The organism is Sulfitobacter sediminivivens (genome assembly GCF_042611115.2).
Taxonomy (GTDB): domain Bacteria; phylum Pseudomonadota; class Alphaproteobacteria; order Rhodobacterales; family Rhodobacteraceae; genus Sulfitobacter; species Sulfitobacter sediminivivens.
Genome location: NZ_JBHGAR020000013.1, coordinates 89,783 through 105,039, shown reverse-complemented (window position 1 = coordinate 105,039; position 15,257 = coordinate 89,783). Strand labels below are relative to the sequence as shown.

Annotated in this window: 14 protein-coding genes; 4 read left to right on the top strand and 10 right to left on the bottom strand. The window is 57.0% G+C overall.

Annotated elements, in window-relative coordinates:
- Nucleotides 1-14 precede the first annotated feature (14 nt).
- The 6 genes from ACEWL3_RS14065 to ACEWL3_RS14040 form a co-directional block, all read right to left on the bottom strand.
- Entirely contained in the window at nucleotides 15-1,004 is a 990-nt protein-coding gene (locus tag ACEWL3_RS14065; RefSeq protein WP_386184024.1) for an ABC transporter substrate-binding protein, read from the bottom strand.
- A gap of 35 nt (nucleotides 1,005-1,039) precedes the next feature.
- Nucleotides 1,040-1,879 (bottom strand): ABC transporter permease, encoded by an 840-nt coding sequence (locus ACEWL3_RS14060; RefSeq protein ID WP_386184066.1) that lies wholly within the window; start codon nucleotides 1,877-1,879, stop codon nucleotides 1,040-1,042.
- Entirely contained in the window at nucleotides 1,879-2,742 is an 864-nt protein-coding gene (locus ACEWL3_RS14055) for an ABC transporter permease (RefSeq protein ID WP_386184022.1), read from the bottom strand. The genes ACEWL3_RS14060 and ACEWL3_RS14055 overlap by 1 nt, the downstream gene beginning before the upstream one ends.
- A 237-nt stretch (nucleotides 2,743-2,979) precedes the next feature.
- Complete coding sequence (locus tag ACEWL3_RS14050) at nucleotides 2,980-3,765, bottom strand: ABC transporter ATP-binding protein (RefSeq protein WP_386184020.1); 786 nt, start codon at nucleotides 3,763-3,765, stop codon at nucleotides 2,980-2,982.
- Between the two features lie 53 nt (nucleotides 3,766-3,818).
- Nucleotides 3,819-5,279, bottom strand: coding sequence for a dihydropyrimidinase (hydA, locus tag ACEWL3_RS14045; protein ID WP_386184018.1), 1,461 nt, complete (start codon nucleotides 5,277-5,279; stop codon nucleotides 3,819-3,821).
- A 98-nt stretch (nucleotides 5,280-5,377) separates the two neighbouring features.
- Nucleotides 5,378-6,628 (bottom strand): Zn-dependent hydrolase, encoded by a 1,251-nt coding sequence (locus tag ACEWL3_RS14040; protein WP_386184016.1) that lies wholly within the window; start codon nucleotides 6,626-6,628, stop codon nucleotides 5,378-5,380.
- 135 nt (nucleotides 6,629-6,763) lie between these two features.
- Here ACEWL3_RS14040 and ACEWL3_RS14035 point away from each other — a divergent pair, with 135 nt between their 5' ends.
- The gene (locus ACEWL3_RS14035) at nucleotides 6,764-7,384 is read left to right on the top strand and encodes a TetR family transcriptional regulator C-terminal domain-containing protein (protein WP_386184064.1); all 621 of its coding nucleotides are present in this window, start codon (nucleotides 6,764-6,766) and stop codon (nucleotides 7,382-7,384) included.
- 109 nt (nucleotides 7,385-7,493) lie between these two features.
- Entirely contained in the window at nucleotides 7,494-7,868 is a 375-nt protein-coding gene (locus tag ACEWL3_RS14030) for a hypothetical protein (protein WP_386184014.1), read from the top strand.
- A gap of 6 nt (nucleotides 7,869-7,874) precedes the next feature.
- Here the strand turns inward: ACEWL3_RS14030 and preA are convergent, their stop codons facing one another.
- The 4 genes from preA to ACEWL3_RS14010 form a co-directional block, all read right to left on the bottom strand.
- A complete protein-coding gene (gene preA, locus ACEWL3_RS14025; protein ID WP_386184012.1) occupies nucleotides 7,875-9,176 on the bottom strand; it encodes an NAD-dependent dihydropyrimidine dehydrogenase subunit PreA in 1,302 nt (433 codons plus the stop codon).
- 24 nt (nucleotides 9,177-9,200) lie between these two features.
- Nucleotides 9,201-10,523, bottom strand: a complete 1,323-nt coding sequence (locus tag ACEWL3_RS14020) for an NAD(P)-dependent oxidoreductase (protein WP_386184009.1) — start codon at nucleotides 10,521-10,523, stop codon at nucleotides 9,201-9,203.
- A 212-nt stretch (nucleotides 10,524-10,735) separates the two neighbouring features.
- Complete coding sequence (locus tag ACEWL3_RS14015; RefSeq protein ID WP_386184006.1) at nucleotides 10,736-11,347, bottom strand: SOS response-associated peptidase; 612 nt, start codon at nucleotides 11,345-11,347, stop codon at nucleotides 10,736-10,738.
- Between the two features lie 6 nt (nucleotides 11,348-11,353).
- Entirely contained in the window at nucleotides 11,354-11,995 is a 642-nt protein-coding gene (locus tag ACEWL3_RS14010; RefSeq protein WP_386184004.1) for an arylesterase, read from the bottom strand.
- Nucleotides 11,996-12,057: 62 nt separating this feature from the next.
- On the opposite strand from ACEWL3_RS14010, the gene ACEWL3_RS14005 reads away from it, so the two are divergent.
- Complete coding sequence (locus tag ACEWL3_RS14005; protein WP_386184002.1) at nucleotides 12,058-12,726, top strand: ABC transporter ATP-binding protein; 669 nt, start codon at nucleotides 12,058-12,060, stop codon at nucleotides 12,724-12,726.
- Entirely contained in the window at nucleotides 12,723-15,251 is a 2,529-nt protein-coding gene (locus ACEWL3_RS14000; RefSeq protein ID WP_386183999.1) for an ABC transporter permease, read from the top strand. Before ACEWL3_RS14005 ends, ACEWL3_RS14000 begins: the two co-directional genes overlap by 4 nt.
- Nucleotides 15,252-15,257: the final 6 nt, after the last annotated feature.

The window sequence follows — 15,257 nt, the reverse complement described above, 5'->3', positions numbered from 1 at the left end:
GAGCAAACGCAGCTTTAGTTCAGCGCTTTGTCCGTGATCGCATGTGTCCACGCGCCCGTGGGTGCCTTTGAGATTACCGGATCAGATCCGCCAGACAGCAGTGACTCCACCGTGCGTTCATAATCTGCCTCAACCAGCGCGCCATTGCTGCCCGCTGTGAGTTTGGCCACTTCGCCCATCATGCGGCGCTGGTGCTTTTCGGTCTGCGCCCCGGACGCATCGTTTTCCAGAACGATATCTGCCGCTTCGTCCGGATTCTCCTCGGCGTATTTCCAGCCCTTCATGGACGCACGCACAAAGCGGACCATTTTGTCTTCGAACGCCGGATCAGCCAGCTTGTCTTCCAAGACATAAAGACCATCTTCCAGTGTTGCGACACCTTGATCCTCATATTTAAAGACCTGCAGATCATCAGGCGAAAGGCCCGCATCAATGACCTGCCAATATTCGTTGTAGGTCATGGTCGATACGCAAGCGGCCTGCTTTTGCAACAGCGGATCCACATTGAAACCCTGCTTGAGAACGGTCACGCCGCCATCACTGCCATCGGTCGGAATGCCCAGCTTGCTCATCCAGCTCAGGAAAGGAAATTCGTTGCCAAAAAACCAGACGCCAAGCGTCTTACCTTTGAAATCATCCGTCGTGGTAACACCTGCATCCTTGCGACAGGTCAGCATCATCCCCGACGATTTGAACGGCTGCGCAATGTTCACCATCGGCAAGCCTTTTTCCCGAGCGGCCAAGGCGGCAGGCATCCATTCAACAGTCACATCAGCGCCGCCGCCCGCCAGAACCTGGGTCGGCGCGATGTCCGGCCCGCCGGGTTTGATCGTGACATTCAGGCCTTCTTCTTCGTAGAACCCCTTGTCGAGTGCGACGTAATATCCGCCGAACTGTGCTTGCGTGACCCATTTGAGTTGCAGCGTGACATCGTCTGCAGCATGCGCCAACGTCCCCCACAGACCCAGTGCGGCCCCAGCCGCGATTTTGGTGATGTTCTTCATTTTTTATCTCCCTCAGGTTGGTCGTTTCAGTATAGCTAACTTCTCTGGCTTGGGTGCCAGAATGTGACAGTCTTTTCGATCAGCGTCATCGCACCGTAAAATGCAGAGCCCGCAATTGCTGCCACCACAATCTCGGCCCAGACGAGATCAAGCGCAAGCTGTCCCACAGAGGTTGAGATGCGAAACCCCATACCTTTGATCGGAGAGCCGAAAAATTCCGCAACAATCGCCCCGATCAAGGCAAGCGTTGTGCCAATCTTGAGTCCGTTAAAGATAAAGGGCATTGCTGCAGGCAAACGTAGCTTTAACAATGTGCGCCAATAATCCGCCGCATAGGTCCGCATCAGATCACGCTGCATCGCATCCGACGCCTGCAGCCCCTGCACGGTGTTCACCAACATGGGAAAGAACACCATGACCACAACAACTGCCGCCTTTGACTGCCAATCAAAACCGAACCACATGACAAGAATCGGGGCCATGCCGATCACCGGGAGGGCAGCCACGAAATTGCCTACAGGTAACAGCCCACGCTGCAAGAACGGAAACCGGTCGATCATCACTGCGATGAGAAACGCAGCGCCACAGCCGATGGCATAGCCAGACATTGCCCCCTTGAGAACCGTCTGCACAAAATCGACCCAGAGGATATCCAGTGAGTTGGCAAAGCGCACCGCGATAACGGATGGTGCGGGCAGTAAAACCTGGTTGATCGCGAAACCGCGCACCACGCCTTCCCAAACCGCCAACAGGGTCAGGCCAAACACAAAAGGTGCAGCCAGACCCGACCAGCGGGTTGGTTTTCTGCGCGCAAGCCGGATGTTGACGGCCATACCGCCAAGCCACGCCAGAATGGCAAACAGCAACCAACCCATCATGCCATTCCCATCCGCTTGAGCGTGATCCGTTGCACAATCCCGATGATCCCCACCAGTGCAGCCGCCAATGCCGCCGCCATGATCAGCGCGCTCCATATCTGGATGGTCTGACCGTAATAGCTCCCTGCCAGCAAGCGTGCCCCGAGCCCCGCGACCGCACCCGTTGGCAGCTCACCCACGATTGCGCCAACCAATGATGCCGCCATGCCAATTTTCAGCGATGTAAAGAAATATGGCATCGAGGCAGGCAGGCGCAATTTCCAAAAGGTTTGCGCTTTGCTGGCATGCCAGGTGCGCATCTGATCCAACTGCATGGCATCCGGCGATCGCAGCCCTTTGACCATGCCAACCACCACCGGGAAGAACGACAGATACATGCTGATCATCGCTTTGGGAAGCAAACCCGAGATGCCCACAGCATTGAGGACCACAATGATCATCGGTGCAATCGCAAGGATCGGAATTGTCTGGCTGGCAATGACCCAAGGCATCACACTCATGTCCATGGTGCGGTTAAAGACGATACCCACAGCCAGCAATATGCCCAAACCGGTGCCTAGGGCGAAGCCAAGCAAAGTCGCACTGAGCGTCACCCAGGAATGATAGATCAATGATCGTTTCGACGTGATCTTCTTCTCAACCGTGGTGTCCCAAATTTCCCCCGCCACCTGATGCGGGGCCGGCAGCTTGGGTTTTTCCTGCGACCATGTATCGGCAATCAGCGTTCGCGTCGTCAGGACCTCACCAGACCGCGTCGTCTTGTCGTAGGCCCAGGGCGCATTGAGCCAAACCGCTGCAGCGTACCAAAAAGCCAGCAAAAATCCGACAACAGTCAAGACAGGAACAACACTGCGGATCATGCGATGGCCCCTTTTTCATTATTCCACAAATACACAAATACCTGCAGCCGCCTCAGGTGATGTTTCTTGTGTATTTTAAGAACAACGAAAGAATTGGGCGGTCTCTTGCCTCTGCGGTACAGGCTGGTGAGCCGATGGCCGTGAACGATGAAGCGGGACCTCGCCTCCCGAAACAAACGGCGGAGCGGACCCGGGTGAGAGTGGGTGTCCATGACCATCTGGGCCGCTTTGACTTTCCTACTCATCGCCATGTCCCGCGCGCAGCCCTTCACGCACCCGGTGCGCCACGTCCAGGAACTCTGGTGTTTCGCGAATGTCCAAGGGGCGCTCACGTGGCAAGGGGCTGTCAATAATGTCCGTGATCCTTCCCGGCCGTGGGCTCATCACCACGATCTTGGTGCTCAGATAGACTGCTTCGGGAATTGAATGGGTCACAAACGCAATCGTCTTGCCGGTCCGGTCCCAGAGCTTCAGCAGTTGCTCATTCAGATGGTCGCGGACAATTTCATCAAGTGCGCCGAACGGTTCATCCATCAACAGAATATCAGCGTCAAAACTCAACGCCCGCGCGATGCTGGCGCGCTGTTGCATGCCGCCTGACAATTGCCATGGGTATTTTTTTTCAAATCCCCCCAGTTCAACCAAATCCAGGACCCGGGCAACACGCTCTGCCTGTTCCGCGCGTGGGATGCCCATGATCTCAAGCGGCAGCCGAATGTTGCCGCCAATCGTCCGCCAGGGATAAAGCCCGGCCGCCTGAAATACATAGCCATAGGCGCGGGCCTTGCGCGCCTCTTCCGGGCTGACGCCGTTCACCTGCACGCGCCCCCCCGTGGGCTGTTCAAGGTCCGCCATCACCCGAAGAAAGGTCGTCTTGCCGCACCCCGACGGCCCGATAAAGCTGACAAATTCGCCCGACGCAATGTCGAGGTTCACATCTTTGAGCGCATGGACCGGGCCATCGTTTGTCTCGAAGGTAAGGTCCAGGTTTTTGGCGCTGATCACGCTCTTGTCGTCGTTCACAAAATTCTCCTTGGCCGGGCCATGCACCGACGTGGTACCGACGTCATACAGCGTTAAATCCCCGCCGGAATATTGAGCGGGTCACGTTCGATCATTTTCGGGCTGGTGAGTGCCTTCCATTTGCTCAACGCAACATTTGCGGACGGGAACGCAGGGCGTGGGATGAATTTGCCACGTCCGGGATTGGGCTGCGAATTCTGGCCCCAGGCCCAGATCACTTCCCCCCGGCTCAGCGTATAGCGGCTTTGGGCGTTGACCTTGAAGCCTTCGAACACATTGTAATCCAAAACAGAATGGTGGTTCGTCGGGCTGATCGTCTTGCTGATCTTTGGGTCCCACACCACGATGTCCGCATCCGCGCCTTCAACGATCGCGCCTTTGCGCGGATAGATATTGAGGATCTTGGCGACATTGGTAGAGGTTGCCGCGACGAACTCATTTGGCGTCAGGCGGCCCGTTTCGACCCCTTCTGTCCATAGCACGGCAAGTCGCTCTTCCAACCCGTTGGACCCATTGGGAATGATCCGAAAATCATCCCGACCCGCGCGTTTTTGGTCGGTATTGAACGCGGCGTGGTCGGTTGCCACAACTTGCAATGATCCTGCCTGAAGGCCCGCCCACAGGCTGTCCTGATGATCTTTTGACCGGAACGGCGGTGACATCACCCGGCGCGCGGCGTGGTCCCAATCCTTGTTGAAATATTCCGACTCATCCAACGTCAGAAACTGGATCAACGGCTCGCCATAGACCCGCATCCCCTTTTGCCGCGCCCGCCGGATCGCCTCGTGTGTTTGTTCGCAGGACACATGCACGATATAAAGCGGCACCCCCGCCGTATCAGCAATGGTGATCGCCCGGTTTGCTGCCTCGCCTTCTAACTCAGGCGGCCGGGAATAGGCATGCCCCTCTGGCCCAGTGATCCCCAGATCAAAGTATTTTTGCTGTAGCTCCGCAACTAGATCGCCGTTTTCGGCATGCACCATCGGCAGTGCACCCAGTTCGGCGCAGCGTTTGAAAGACGCGAACATTTCGTCGTCCTCAATCATCAAAGCACCTTTGTAGGCCATGAAATGTTTGAACGAATTGACACCCATTTCAACGGCATCTTTCATCTCGTCAAAGACGTTTTCGTTCCAGCCGGTGATCGCCATGTGGTAACCGACATCCGAACAAATCTGCGGTGCCGATTTGCGGTGCCATTCGTTGATTGCGTTTTTGATGGATCCATCTGCCCCCGGCAAACAGAAATCCACCACCATCGTAGTGCCCCCGGCCGCGGCTGCCCAAGTGCCGCTTTCGAATGTCTCTGCCGCCGTCGTCCCCATAAAGGGCATTTCCAGATGGGTATGCGGATCGATCCCGCCGGGGATCACATAGGCCCCTTCAGCATCGATGTACTCGTCGCCTTTCAGGTCCTCGCCGATCTGTTTGATCGTCTCACCCTCGATCAGCACGTCCGCTTTCCATGTGCGATCTGCGGTGCAGACCATCCCGCCTTTGATGACTTTGGTCATGTTGCTTCTCCCCGAGTCTCTGGTTCTCTATTACCTTGCGTGGTGTATCAGAATTTTCGAACAAACGGGCCGTTCTCTTTGCAAAATAACCCGTTCTTTCACCCCACAACCTCCGCGGTCTCAACCACAGCATGCATCAACACATCCGTGCCCGCCTGCGCCCATTCACGCGAAATCTCTTCGGCCTCATTGTGCGACAATCCATCCACGCAAGGGCACATCACCATCGCCGTTGGGGCAACACGGTTGATCCAGCAGGCATCATGTCCGGCACCGGAGATCAGGTTCATATGGGAATATCCCAGCCGCTCCGCCGCCGTGCGCACGGCACTCACACAGCCTTCATCAAAGGCCACAGGATCGAAGCCACCGACCTTTTCAAATTCGACGCCCAGCCCCATGTCATCCGCGATCCTTTGCGCATCGACACGCAACCGCACCTCCATGTCCTCGATCACACTCAATTCAGGCGACCTAAAATCAACGGTAAATACCACCTTGCCGGGGATCACATTGCGCGAATTGGGATAGACGTCGATATGCCCCGCCGCCCCCACAGCGTGAGGCGCATGGCTCAGCGCGATCTCGTTCACTTTGTCCAATATCCGCGCCATACCGAGACCCGCGTCATGGCGCATCGGCATCGGTGTTGACCCGGTGTGGCTGTCTTTGCCAATCACAGTCACTTGGGTCCACGAAAGCCCCTGCCCGTGCGTGACCACACCAATGTCCTTGCCTTCGGCTTCCAGAATTGGGCCCTGTTCAATGTGCAATTCAAAGAACGCATGCATCTTGCGGGCACCCACTTCTTCTTCACCGCGCCAGCCAATGCGGCTCAATTCATCGCCAAATTTCTTGCCCTCGGCATCAACGCGATCATACGCCCAGTCCTGCGTGTGAATGCCCGCAAAGACACCCGATGACAGCATCGCGGGCGCGTAGCGCGTGCCTTCTTCGTTGGTGAAGTTTGTGACGACAATGGGGTGCTTCGTCTTGATCCCCAGATCATTCAGGGTGCGGATAATTTCCAGCCCGCCCAAAACGCCAAGAACCCCGTCATACTTGCCGCCCGTGGGTTGGGTATCCAAATGCGACCCTACATAAACCGGCAACGCATCCGGGTCCGTGCCCTCGCGCCGAGCAAACATATTGCCCATCTGATCCACCCCCATCGAACACCCTGCATTCTCGCACCATTTCTGGAACAAGGCGCGCGCCTCACCGTCTTCATCTGTCAATGTCTGGCGGTTGTTGCCGCCTGCAACACCCGGTCCGATCTTGGCCATTTCCATCAGGCTATCCCACAACCGATCTGGATTGATTTTCAGGTTCTCTCCGGGCGCGGACATGGCTGGCTCCTTTGGCAGGTATCTTGTAGAAATTTTACCATTTGGTAAATCCACGATTGCGGTTAGGCTGCGCACTGTCAAGAACTGCTTTGGCGAGGATGCCTGAAATCAAAGCACATTAAACGGAGAATGCATTTGCCCGATGGCACGCCCAAGAAACCAAGCCGCATCCAGGAGCGCAACCGCCGCGTTATTCTGGACGCAGCACTGGAAGTGTTTTCGCGGCATGGTTATCGCGGCGCAACGTTGGACCTCATCGCCGCAGAGGCCGGGTTGAGCAAACCCAACATCCTTTATTATTTTGACGGCAAAGAAGACATTCATGTCACGCTTTTGAGCCAGCTGATGGAAACCTGGCTGGACCCTTTGGTTGAGATGAACCCGGACGGTGACCCCGTCGAAGAAATTCTGGCGTATGTACAGCGCAAGCTTGATATGGCGCGTGATTTGCCGCGCGAAAGTCGTCTGTTTGCTGGCGAGATCCTGCAAGGTGCACCGCGCATCAAGCCAGAGCTTCATGCCAGCCTTAAGCCGCTTTTTGATGAGAAATGCGCGTTGATTTCGCGCTGGATCAGTAACGGGGTTTTGCCACCGCTTGATCCGCAGCATTTGATCTTTTCGATCTGGGCCACAACCCAGCATTATGCCGATTTCGAATCTCAGGTGCAGATTCTACTGGCACCCGGAACAGATGGATATGACGGCGCATCGACGCATCTAGCAGTGATGTTCCGCAGCATGCTTACGCGATCATAAGCCGTTAACCATCCCGTAAATTGCAAGTCCCTGTTAAGGTTTTGTTCAGGTCTTCGCCTCAATCTTTCTCTGGGTGGCGGGCTCCTTTGTATCAAGCTTGGAGCATCTCATGAGTTCTATCTTACTAAGCAATCCGTTCTTGAATCTTGCACCGCCGCCAAGCGGTGCGCAGCCAGTGGCACCGGTACTCGGCGTCGCACCTCTGCAAAAGGCCTCGGCAGGCAATAACACTGGCAATCCTACCTCGTTCTCAGGATCACGATCTGGCAGTGGCCATGACCAACAGTCAGCGGCAGAAGCAATCCGCGCCCGCGCGAGGATCGCAATGGCACCCCCCTCGAACGCAACAAGCACGTCGGTGGTTAACGCGCAGACCCAGGTAGAGAACGACATCATACCGTTTGGCGCAAACCTGCCAAAAGTCGAAATGCCCGATCCTTTGCCAACGTCGCCTTTTCTTTTGCGCCTGTCCGAAAACGATTGATCGCAGCTATTCCGCGGCTTTGGCACCCGGATTGTTTGGATGAGTTGTCCAGTTGGCATAGTCCTTCTGGACAACTTTTCCGGTGCGCGGATCAGTTTGCCCAGGTGCCATCGCTTCCATCGTGATGCACGCCTCAACCGGGCAGACATTGACGCAAAGATTGCAGGCCACGCATTCTTCGTCGATGACCGTGAATGTACGGTCCTCTGACATGGCAATCGCCTGGTGCGAGGTATCTTCGCAGGCCGCGAAACAGCGCCCACAGGAAATACACAAGTCCTGATTGATCTTGGCCTTGGCGATGTAATTGAGGTTCAACTGGTTCCAGTTAGTCACATTGGGCACCGCACGCCCCACAATGTCATCCACCGATGCATACCCTTTGCTGTCCATATAGTCAGAAAGGCCGCTGATCATTTCCTGAACGATCTTAAAACCATAGGTCATCGCCGCCGTACAAACCTGTACGTTGCACGCGCCCAGCGCCAGAAACTCGGCCGCATCGCGCCACGTGGTCACACCACCAATCCCGCTGATTGGCAGCCCGGCCAGATCAGGATCACGCGCAATTTCCGCCACCATGTTCAGCGCAATAGGTTTGACCGCAGGCCCACAATAGCCCCCATGCGCGCCTTTGCCGTCAATTGTCGGTTCCGGTGCAAAAAGATCCAGATCGACGGAGGTGATCGAATTGATTGTATTGATCAAGCTAACCGCATCCGCACCACCGTTCTTTGCCGCCTCTGCCGGTTTGCGAATATCCGTGATGTTGGGCGTCAGTTTCACAATCACGGGCATGCGTGTGTTCGCCTTGACCCAGCGGGTGACCATTTCGATGTATTCCGGCACCTGCCCCACGGCAGACCCCATGCCCCGCTCACTCATCCCATGCGGACAGCCAAAGTTCAGTTCAACCCCATCTGCCCCGGTCTCTTCGACCAGCGGCAGGATCATCTTCCACGGCTCTTCTTCACAAGGCACCATCAGGGATACGATCATCGCCTGCGCTGGATAATCGCGTTTTACCAGTTTGATCTCATCAAGGTTTGTTTGCAGCGGGCGGTCGGTAATCAGTTCGATGTTGTTAAGCCCCAACAACCGCCGATCCGCGCCATAAATCGCCCCGTATCGCGGGCCATTCACGTTCACTACATGCGGGTCGAGCCCCAGTGTTTTCCACACCACGCCGCCCCAGCCCGCGTCAAACGCACGGCGGACATTATATTCTTTGTCCGTCGGCGGTGCCGAGGCCAGCCAGAAAGGATTGGGGGATTTGATCCCGATGAACGTGCTTGTCAGATCAGCCATGTGCCGTCTCCCCGTAGGGTGGGTTTAACCCACCAAAGTCTTGTGAATATCCATTGCTGCATCGCGCCCTTCGGCGACCGCTGTGACAGTAAGGTCATCACCGCCAGATGCACAATCGCCCCCGGCCCAAATGCCTTTGACAGAAGTGCGGCCAACGGCGTCCACTTTGATCTTGCGGCCCTCAAGCGCGGGCAAGCCATCACCCTTCAGCGTCTGACCGATCGCCTTAAAAACCTGATCGGCAGCGAGACGCAGCATTTGCCCTGTGCCTTTCATCGCCTCATCAACATATTCAAATTCAATCTCGCGCACTGATCCATTGCCATGCACAGCCACAGGCACTGCGTGGGTGACGATGCGCACGCCCTTGGAGGCAGCCAAATCTTGTTCAAACGCACTGGCATTCATCCGGTCGCGGCCCCTACGATAGACCAGCGTAACATTGAGCGCGCCCAACAGCTTGGCCTGAACGGCGGCGTCCACAGCCGTCATCCCGCCGCCGATCACCACCACATCACGTCCGATCGGCACGCTGCCCAGGTCGCCTGCCTGTCGCAGATCAGCGATGAAATCAACAGCATCGGTGACACCATTCTTATCCTCGCCGTCCGCACCCAATGCGTTCACACCGCCAAGGCCAACTCCAAGGAACACCGCATCAAAGCCCTTCTGCAAGCTGTCCAGCGTCACGCCCTGACCCAAGGCAATCTCATTTTCAAAGGTGATTCCACCGATCTGCATCAGCCAATCGACCTCACCCTGGGCAAAGTCATTTGGCGTCTTATAGGCTGCAATCCCATATTCGTTCAGGCCACCCGGTTTGGGCCGCGCATCATAGATCACAACATCATGCCCCAGCATTGCCAATCGGTGCGCACAAGACAGCCCAGCGGGGCCCGCGCCAACCACTGCCACCTTTTTGCCAGTGGAAGCGGCCCGGGTGAACGGATGGACGCCTTTGCCCTGGATGGTGTCCGTCGCATAGCGCTGCAACTGCCCGATCAGAACTGGTTTGCCTTCGGCCAATTCGCGCACGCAGGCCTCTTCGCACAATGTCTCTGTCGGGCAGACCCGCGCGCACATCCCGCCCAGAATGTTCTGGCTGAGTATGGTTTTGGCTGCTGCGTCCGGCGTCCCTGTCGCGATCTGGCGAATGAAAAGCGGTATGTCGATATCGGTGGGACAGGCCGTAATGCACGGCGCATCATGACAGAAATAGCAACGGTCCGCCGCGACCAATGCCTCATGATCGGCCAAGGGCGGATGCAGGTCGGAAAACTGTGCCTCATAGGTTTCAGGCGCGAGACGCCCCGCCTTGATCCCCGGCTCAAATACGTCTGATGTCATCTGGCTTATCCTCACCTTCGCTGGACATTCGAAAGGCTCACACGGATTTAAAATTTTATCAACTGGTAAAATTATTCAGAGGCATGAAATATTGCGCAGACAAACGGCAGTTGCTCCAAATGGTGCAATCGTTCTGTTTTTGATCTCCTGCACTCAAGATCCCTTAAGGCTAAACTTGGATGAGCCACGCCATTGCTTGCCAAGCGCCTGCCTCAGGGACCATTCCAATCGACATCATCCGCTTTCTCAATTGACAATCGTCCCTCTGGCCAAGGGCGCATCAGAGGGATCAAATTGGGTGGGTCCGCTTCCAACCAGGCAAAAATATCAGCCTTCTCTAGAACAACTGCCATTCGGTGGTGTATCACGGAAACATCAGCATTTGGTGGGCAAGTGACCATCGCGACCTGACGGACGCTCACACCGCCCGGTCCGTTCCATACATCCGTGATGGCTGCAAAATACAGAAATTCAGCGTCATTGGGGCGGATACGCCAAGCCGTTTTACGTCTCTTTTCACCCGTCCACTCATACCAGCCATTGACCGGAACCACCGCGCGTCCGGTCCCCTCATATGCGGACTTTTGGAACACAGTTTCAGATCGGGCATTGATCAGCGTTTCCATCACCGGCCGCCCACGTGCGTTCACCCGACCCACGGGAATGATCCCCCACCGCATCCGAGCCAGGCCCGTCGTCGTGAATGTGACAATCTGCTGTCCCGGCGCGATGTTGGCTCTTGGTGGCTCATCGTCCAATGCCTTTGTCCCCAGATCCACAGCAAGCGCTGCCATATCAGAGGTCAAAAAAAATCTGCCGGGCATAGCCGCCTAACCCTTGATTTGCTCAAGCAACGTCAGAACTTCGGGACCCACCCGTGCGACTATCTTGGCAACGCCATCCGCATTGGGATGAATGCCATCAGGTTGAAAAAAGTCGCGCAAGGCAACAGGATCAAGCGGCGCGTCCCCGTCGACCAGTCCATCAAAGAAGCTTTCAAGCAAAAGGCTGTCATATTCCTGGGCAAGCTCAGGATAGAGTCGATCGAATTGGGATTTGTAATCAGGGCCATAATTGCCGGGTGCTTCCATCCCGACCAGCAGCACCTCAACATTCGCGGAATTTGCGGCCTGCAATATCCCTTCGATGTTGCCACGTGCCTGACCCGGATCCAGCCCGCGCAGCAGGTCATTGCCGCCAAGCGCCACGATCATCCCGTCAACATCCGGCGTCAGCGTCCAATCGACCCGCGCCAAACCACCGGCCGTCGTGTCACCCGACACGCCCGCATTGATCAGCCGCACATCGGCCCCCGCCGCCGTCAGCCAGCGTTGCAATTGCGGCACAAAACCATCCTCGACCGGCAGACCGTAGCCTTGGGTCAGGCTGTCACCCAAGGCAGCAATCACCACTTCTTCGGCGTGTGCCGCGCCCGCAAAACTCAGAACAATCCCAATCAGTGCCTTGCGCATCGGTCTTATTACTCCATATCCAACAGGACCCTTATGAAAGGCCGCCCCTTGTGTCAGACAGCATGACAGACCCTGTGTTCCAGTTACAAGATGTGATGCTTTCGCTAAACGGCAATGCTGGCCTTGTCGAAATCCTGCGCGGGATCACGCTGAATATTACCCATGGCGAAACAGTGGCGCTGACCGGGCCATCGGGATCTGGCAAGTCATCACTCTTGATGGTGATGGGTGGATTGGAACAGGCAACCAGCGGCAGCATCCGGGCGCTGGATCATGATTTGAGTACAATGAACGAAGACGCGTTGGCCCGTTTTCGTCAGGGTCGCATGGGCATCGTCTTTCAGTCTTTTCATTTGATCCCGACCATGACCGCCCTTGAAAATGTCGCAACACCGCTGGAACTGGCTGGCATTCCGGATGCGTTTAAGCAGGCAGAAGAGGCGCTGAAATCCGTCGGACTGGGACACCGGATCAATCACTACCCCGCCCAGATGTCGGGTGGCGAACAACAGCGCGTAGCGCTGGCCCGTGCCTGTGCACCGCGCCCTGCAATTCTGCTGGCCGACGAACCAACGGGCAACCTCGACAGTGTGAACGGCGAGGCGATCATAAATCTGCTCTTTGATCTGCGTGACAGATACGGGGCAACACTTGTGCTGGTCACCCATGACCCGGCCTTGGCAAAACGCTGTGACCGCGCGGTGTCTTTGGCCGACGGGCGCATTGTATGAGCCTGCGGCTGGCCGCCCGTTTTGCCCGCCGCGAGATGCGCGGAGGATTGCGGGGCTTTCGTTTGTTTCTGGCCTGCCTCGCATTAGGTGTGGCGGCGATTGCCGCTGTGGGCTCCGTCAGAGCGGCGATTGAGGGCGGGTTGCAACGCGAAGGATCAGCGTTGCTTGGCGGCGCAGCAGAACTGGATTTCACTTATCGGTTCGCGACCGAAAATGAGCAGGCATGGATGGCCGACCGGGCCACGGCTGTGTCCGAAATCGTTGAGTTTCGATCCATGGCGGTGGTCACTCAAAATGGCGAAGACGAGCGCGCGCTCACCCAGATCAAGGGTGTCGACGCGGCCTATCCGCTTGTTGGTGCGATGGTTCTGGACCCGGACATGCCCTTGGATCAAGCGCTGGCTGAAAAGGCTGGTGTTTCGGGTGCCGTCATGGAACGGGCGCTGGTGGACCGTTTGGGTTTAAGTGTCGGTGATGAATTTCGACTTGGCACAGAAGCCTATCGCCTCAGCGCACTGATCGTGCGTGAACCCGACAGTGCGGCAAGCGGCTTTGCCTTGGGTCCGCGCACCCTGCTGCGCCGCGATGCACTTGAAGGGTCCGGGCTTTTGGGGCCCGGCACGCTCTACAACAGCAAATACCGGCTTGATCTTCCGCCGGATACCGATCTCGAAGCGACTAAGAAAGCCGCGCAAGCCCAATTTCAGAACAGCGGGATGCGCTGGACCGATGCGCGCAACGGTGCACCGGGCGTCGCACGGTTTGTTGAACGCTTAAGCGCGTTCTTGGTGCTGGTTGGACTGTCCGGGCTGGCGGTCGGTGGCGTGGGCGTATCTGCGGCGGTGCGCGCCTATCTGAATGGAAAGACCGAAGTGATCGCGACTTTGCGGGCCCTGGGGGCTGATCGGGCGACGATTTTTCAGACCTATTTTTTGCAGATTGGACTGCTTTCTTTGCTCGGCGTTGCCATAGGTGTGACCCTTGGTGCCGCAGCGCCCTTGGTTTTGTCACCGCTGATTGAGGCGCGTCTGCCTATTCCTGCAGCCTTTGCCCTCTATCCCGCCCCGCTCGCTGAAGCTGCGATTTATGGTCTACTCACGGCCCTCGCCTTCACCCTGTGGCCGCTGGCGCGCAGCGAAGATGTGCGCGCCGCGACATTGTTTCGAGATGCATGGCAAGGCGCGCGAACCTTGCCTGCCCCGAAATACCTGATCGTGATCGCCGTCATCGTAGCGCTGCTTGTTGGGCTGGCGGGTTGGTTTAACGGCTCTTGGTGGCTCACCCTCTGGACTTTGGGCGGGATTGCAGTGGCCCTGTTGCTGCTGGCCCTTGCTGCCGGGCTGATCCGGTGGATCGCGCGTCATGCCAGCAAACTGGCACGCGGACGGCCCCGCCTGCGGTGGGCCTTGGCCGCAATCAGTGGGCCGGGCGAAGGGGCGGGTGCAGTTGTTCTGTCACTTGGTCTGGGCCTGTCCGTGTTGGCCGCAGTGGGGCAGATCGACGGCAATCTGCGCAATGCCATCTCTGGAAATCTGCCAGAGGTCGCGCCATCGTATTTCTTTGTCGACATTCAAAAAGACCAGATGCCGGGATATACTGATCGCCTCGAAAACGATCCTGCTGTCAGCCGTATTGACAGCGCCCCAATGCTGCGCGGTGTGATAACCGAGATCAACGGCACACCGGCGCGTGAAGTCGCAGGCAACCATTGGGTTGTGCGCGGCGACCGCGGCGTGACCTATGCCGCGGCACCTGATCCAGATGCGACATTAACGGCAGGCGAATGGTGGGATGCCGACTACGATGGCCCGCCACTCATCAGCTTTGCCACTGAAGAAGCCGAAGAAATTGGCCTGAAACTGGGCGACACGCTGACCATCAACATACTGGGCCGCGACATCACCGGCACCATCGCCAGCTTTCAGGAAGTTGATTTTTCCACCGCAGGGATTGGATTTGTTCTGACCATGAACCCCAGCGCGCTAAGCGGCGCACCGCATACCTTTATCTCAACTGTTTACGCGGAATCTGAGGCTGAAACCGCAATCCTGCGCGATCTGGCAGCGGCCTATCCAAACATCACCGCAATCCGGGTGCGCGATGCGATTGACCGGGTTTCGTCGGTGCTGGCAGGTTTGGCAGCGGCGGTCTCCTACGGCGCACTTGCGACACTGCTCACCGGTTTTCTGGTGTTGATCGGTGCCGCTGCTGCCGGGGCAGAGGCGCGCACCTATGAGACAGCGTTGCTCAAGACCTTGGGGGCCACGCGGCGCAAGATCGCAGGCAGCTTTGTGTTGCGCGCCGCAATGCTTGGTCTTTTTGCCGGGACTGTCGCCTTGGGCGCAGGTATCTTGGGGGGCTGGGCCGTCAGCCGATTTATCATGGAGACGGATTTCACCGTAATTTGGCCAAGCGCATTGCTGATCATTGCGGGCGGCATACTGGCGACTGTTATGGCAGGCCTTGGCTTTGCCATCAGGTCACTGAATGCAAGGCCCGCGCAAGTGTTGCGCGCGCGAGAATAAGTCCCG

Bases quoted from the DNA above. Each gene is read 5' to 3' on its own strand.
- ACEWL3_RS14060 (WP_386184066.1), bottom strand. From the start codon at position 1,879: ATGGGTTGGTTGCTGTTTGCCATTCTGGCGTGGCTTGGCGGTATGGCC.
- ACEWL3_RS14000 (WP_386183999.1), top strand. From the start codon at position 12,723: ATGAGCCTGCGGCTGGCCGCCCGTTTTGCCCGCCGCGAGATGCGCGGA.
- hydA (WP_386184018.1), bottom strand. From the start codon at position 5,279: ATGACCAAAGTCATCAAAGGCGGGATGGTCTGCACCGCAGATCGCACA.
- ACEWL3_RS14010 (WP_386184004.1), bottom strand. From the start codon at position 11,995: ATGCGCAAGGCACTGATTGGGATTGTTCTGAGTTTTGCGGGCGCGGCA.
- ACEWL3_RS14005 (WP_386184002.1), top strand. From the start codon at position 12,058: ATGACAGACCCTGTGTTCCAGTTACAAGATGTGATGCTTTCGCTAAAC.
- ACEWL3_RS14030 (WP_386184014.1), top strand. From the start codon at position 7,494: ATGAGTTCTATCTTACTAAGCAATCCGTTCTTGAATCTTGCACCGCCG.
- ACEWL3_RS14015 (WP_386184006.1), bottom strand. From the start codon at position 11,347: ATGCCCGGCAGATTTTTTTTGACCTCTGATATGGCAGCGCTTGCTGTG.
- ACEWL3_RS14065 (WP_386184024.1), bottom strand. From the start codon at position 1,004: ATGAAGAACATCACCAAAATCGCGGCTGGGGCCGCACTGGGTCTGTGG.
- ACEWL3_RS14020 (WP_386184009.1), bottom strand. From the start codon at position 10,523: ATGACATCAGACGTATTTGAGCCGGGGATCAAGGCGGGGCGTCTCGCG.
- ACEWL3_RS14055 (WP_386184022.1), bottom strand. From the start codon at position 2,742: ATGATCCGCAGTGTTGTTCCTGTCTTGACTGTTGTCGGATTTTTGCTG.
- ACEWL3_RS14040 (WP_386184016.1), bottom strand. From the start codon at position 6,628: ATGTCCGCGCCCGGAGAGAACCTGAAAATCAATCCAGATCGGTTGTGG.
- preA (WP_386184012.1), bottom strand. From the start codon at position 9,176: ATGGCTGATCTGACAAGCACGTTCATCGGGATCAAATCCCCCAATCCT.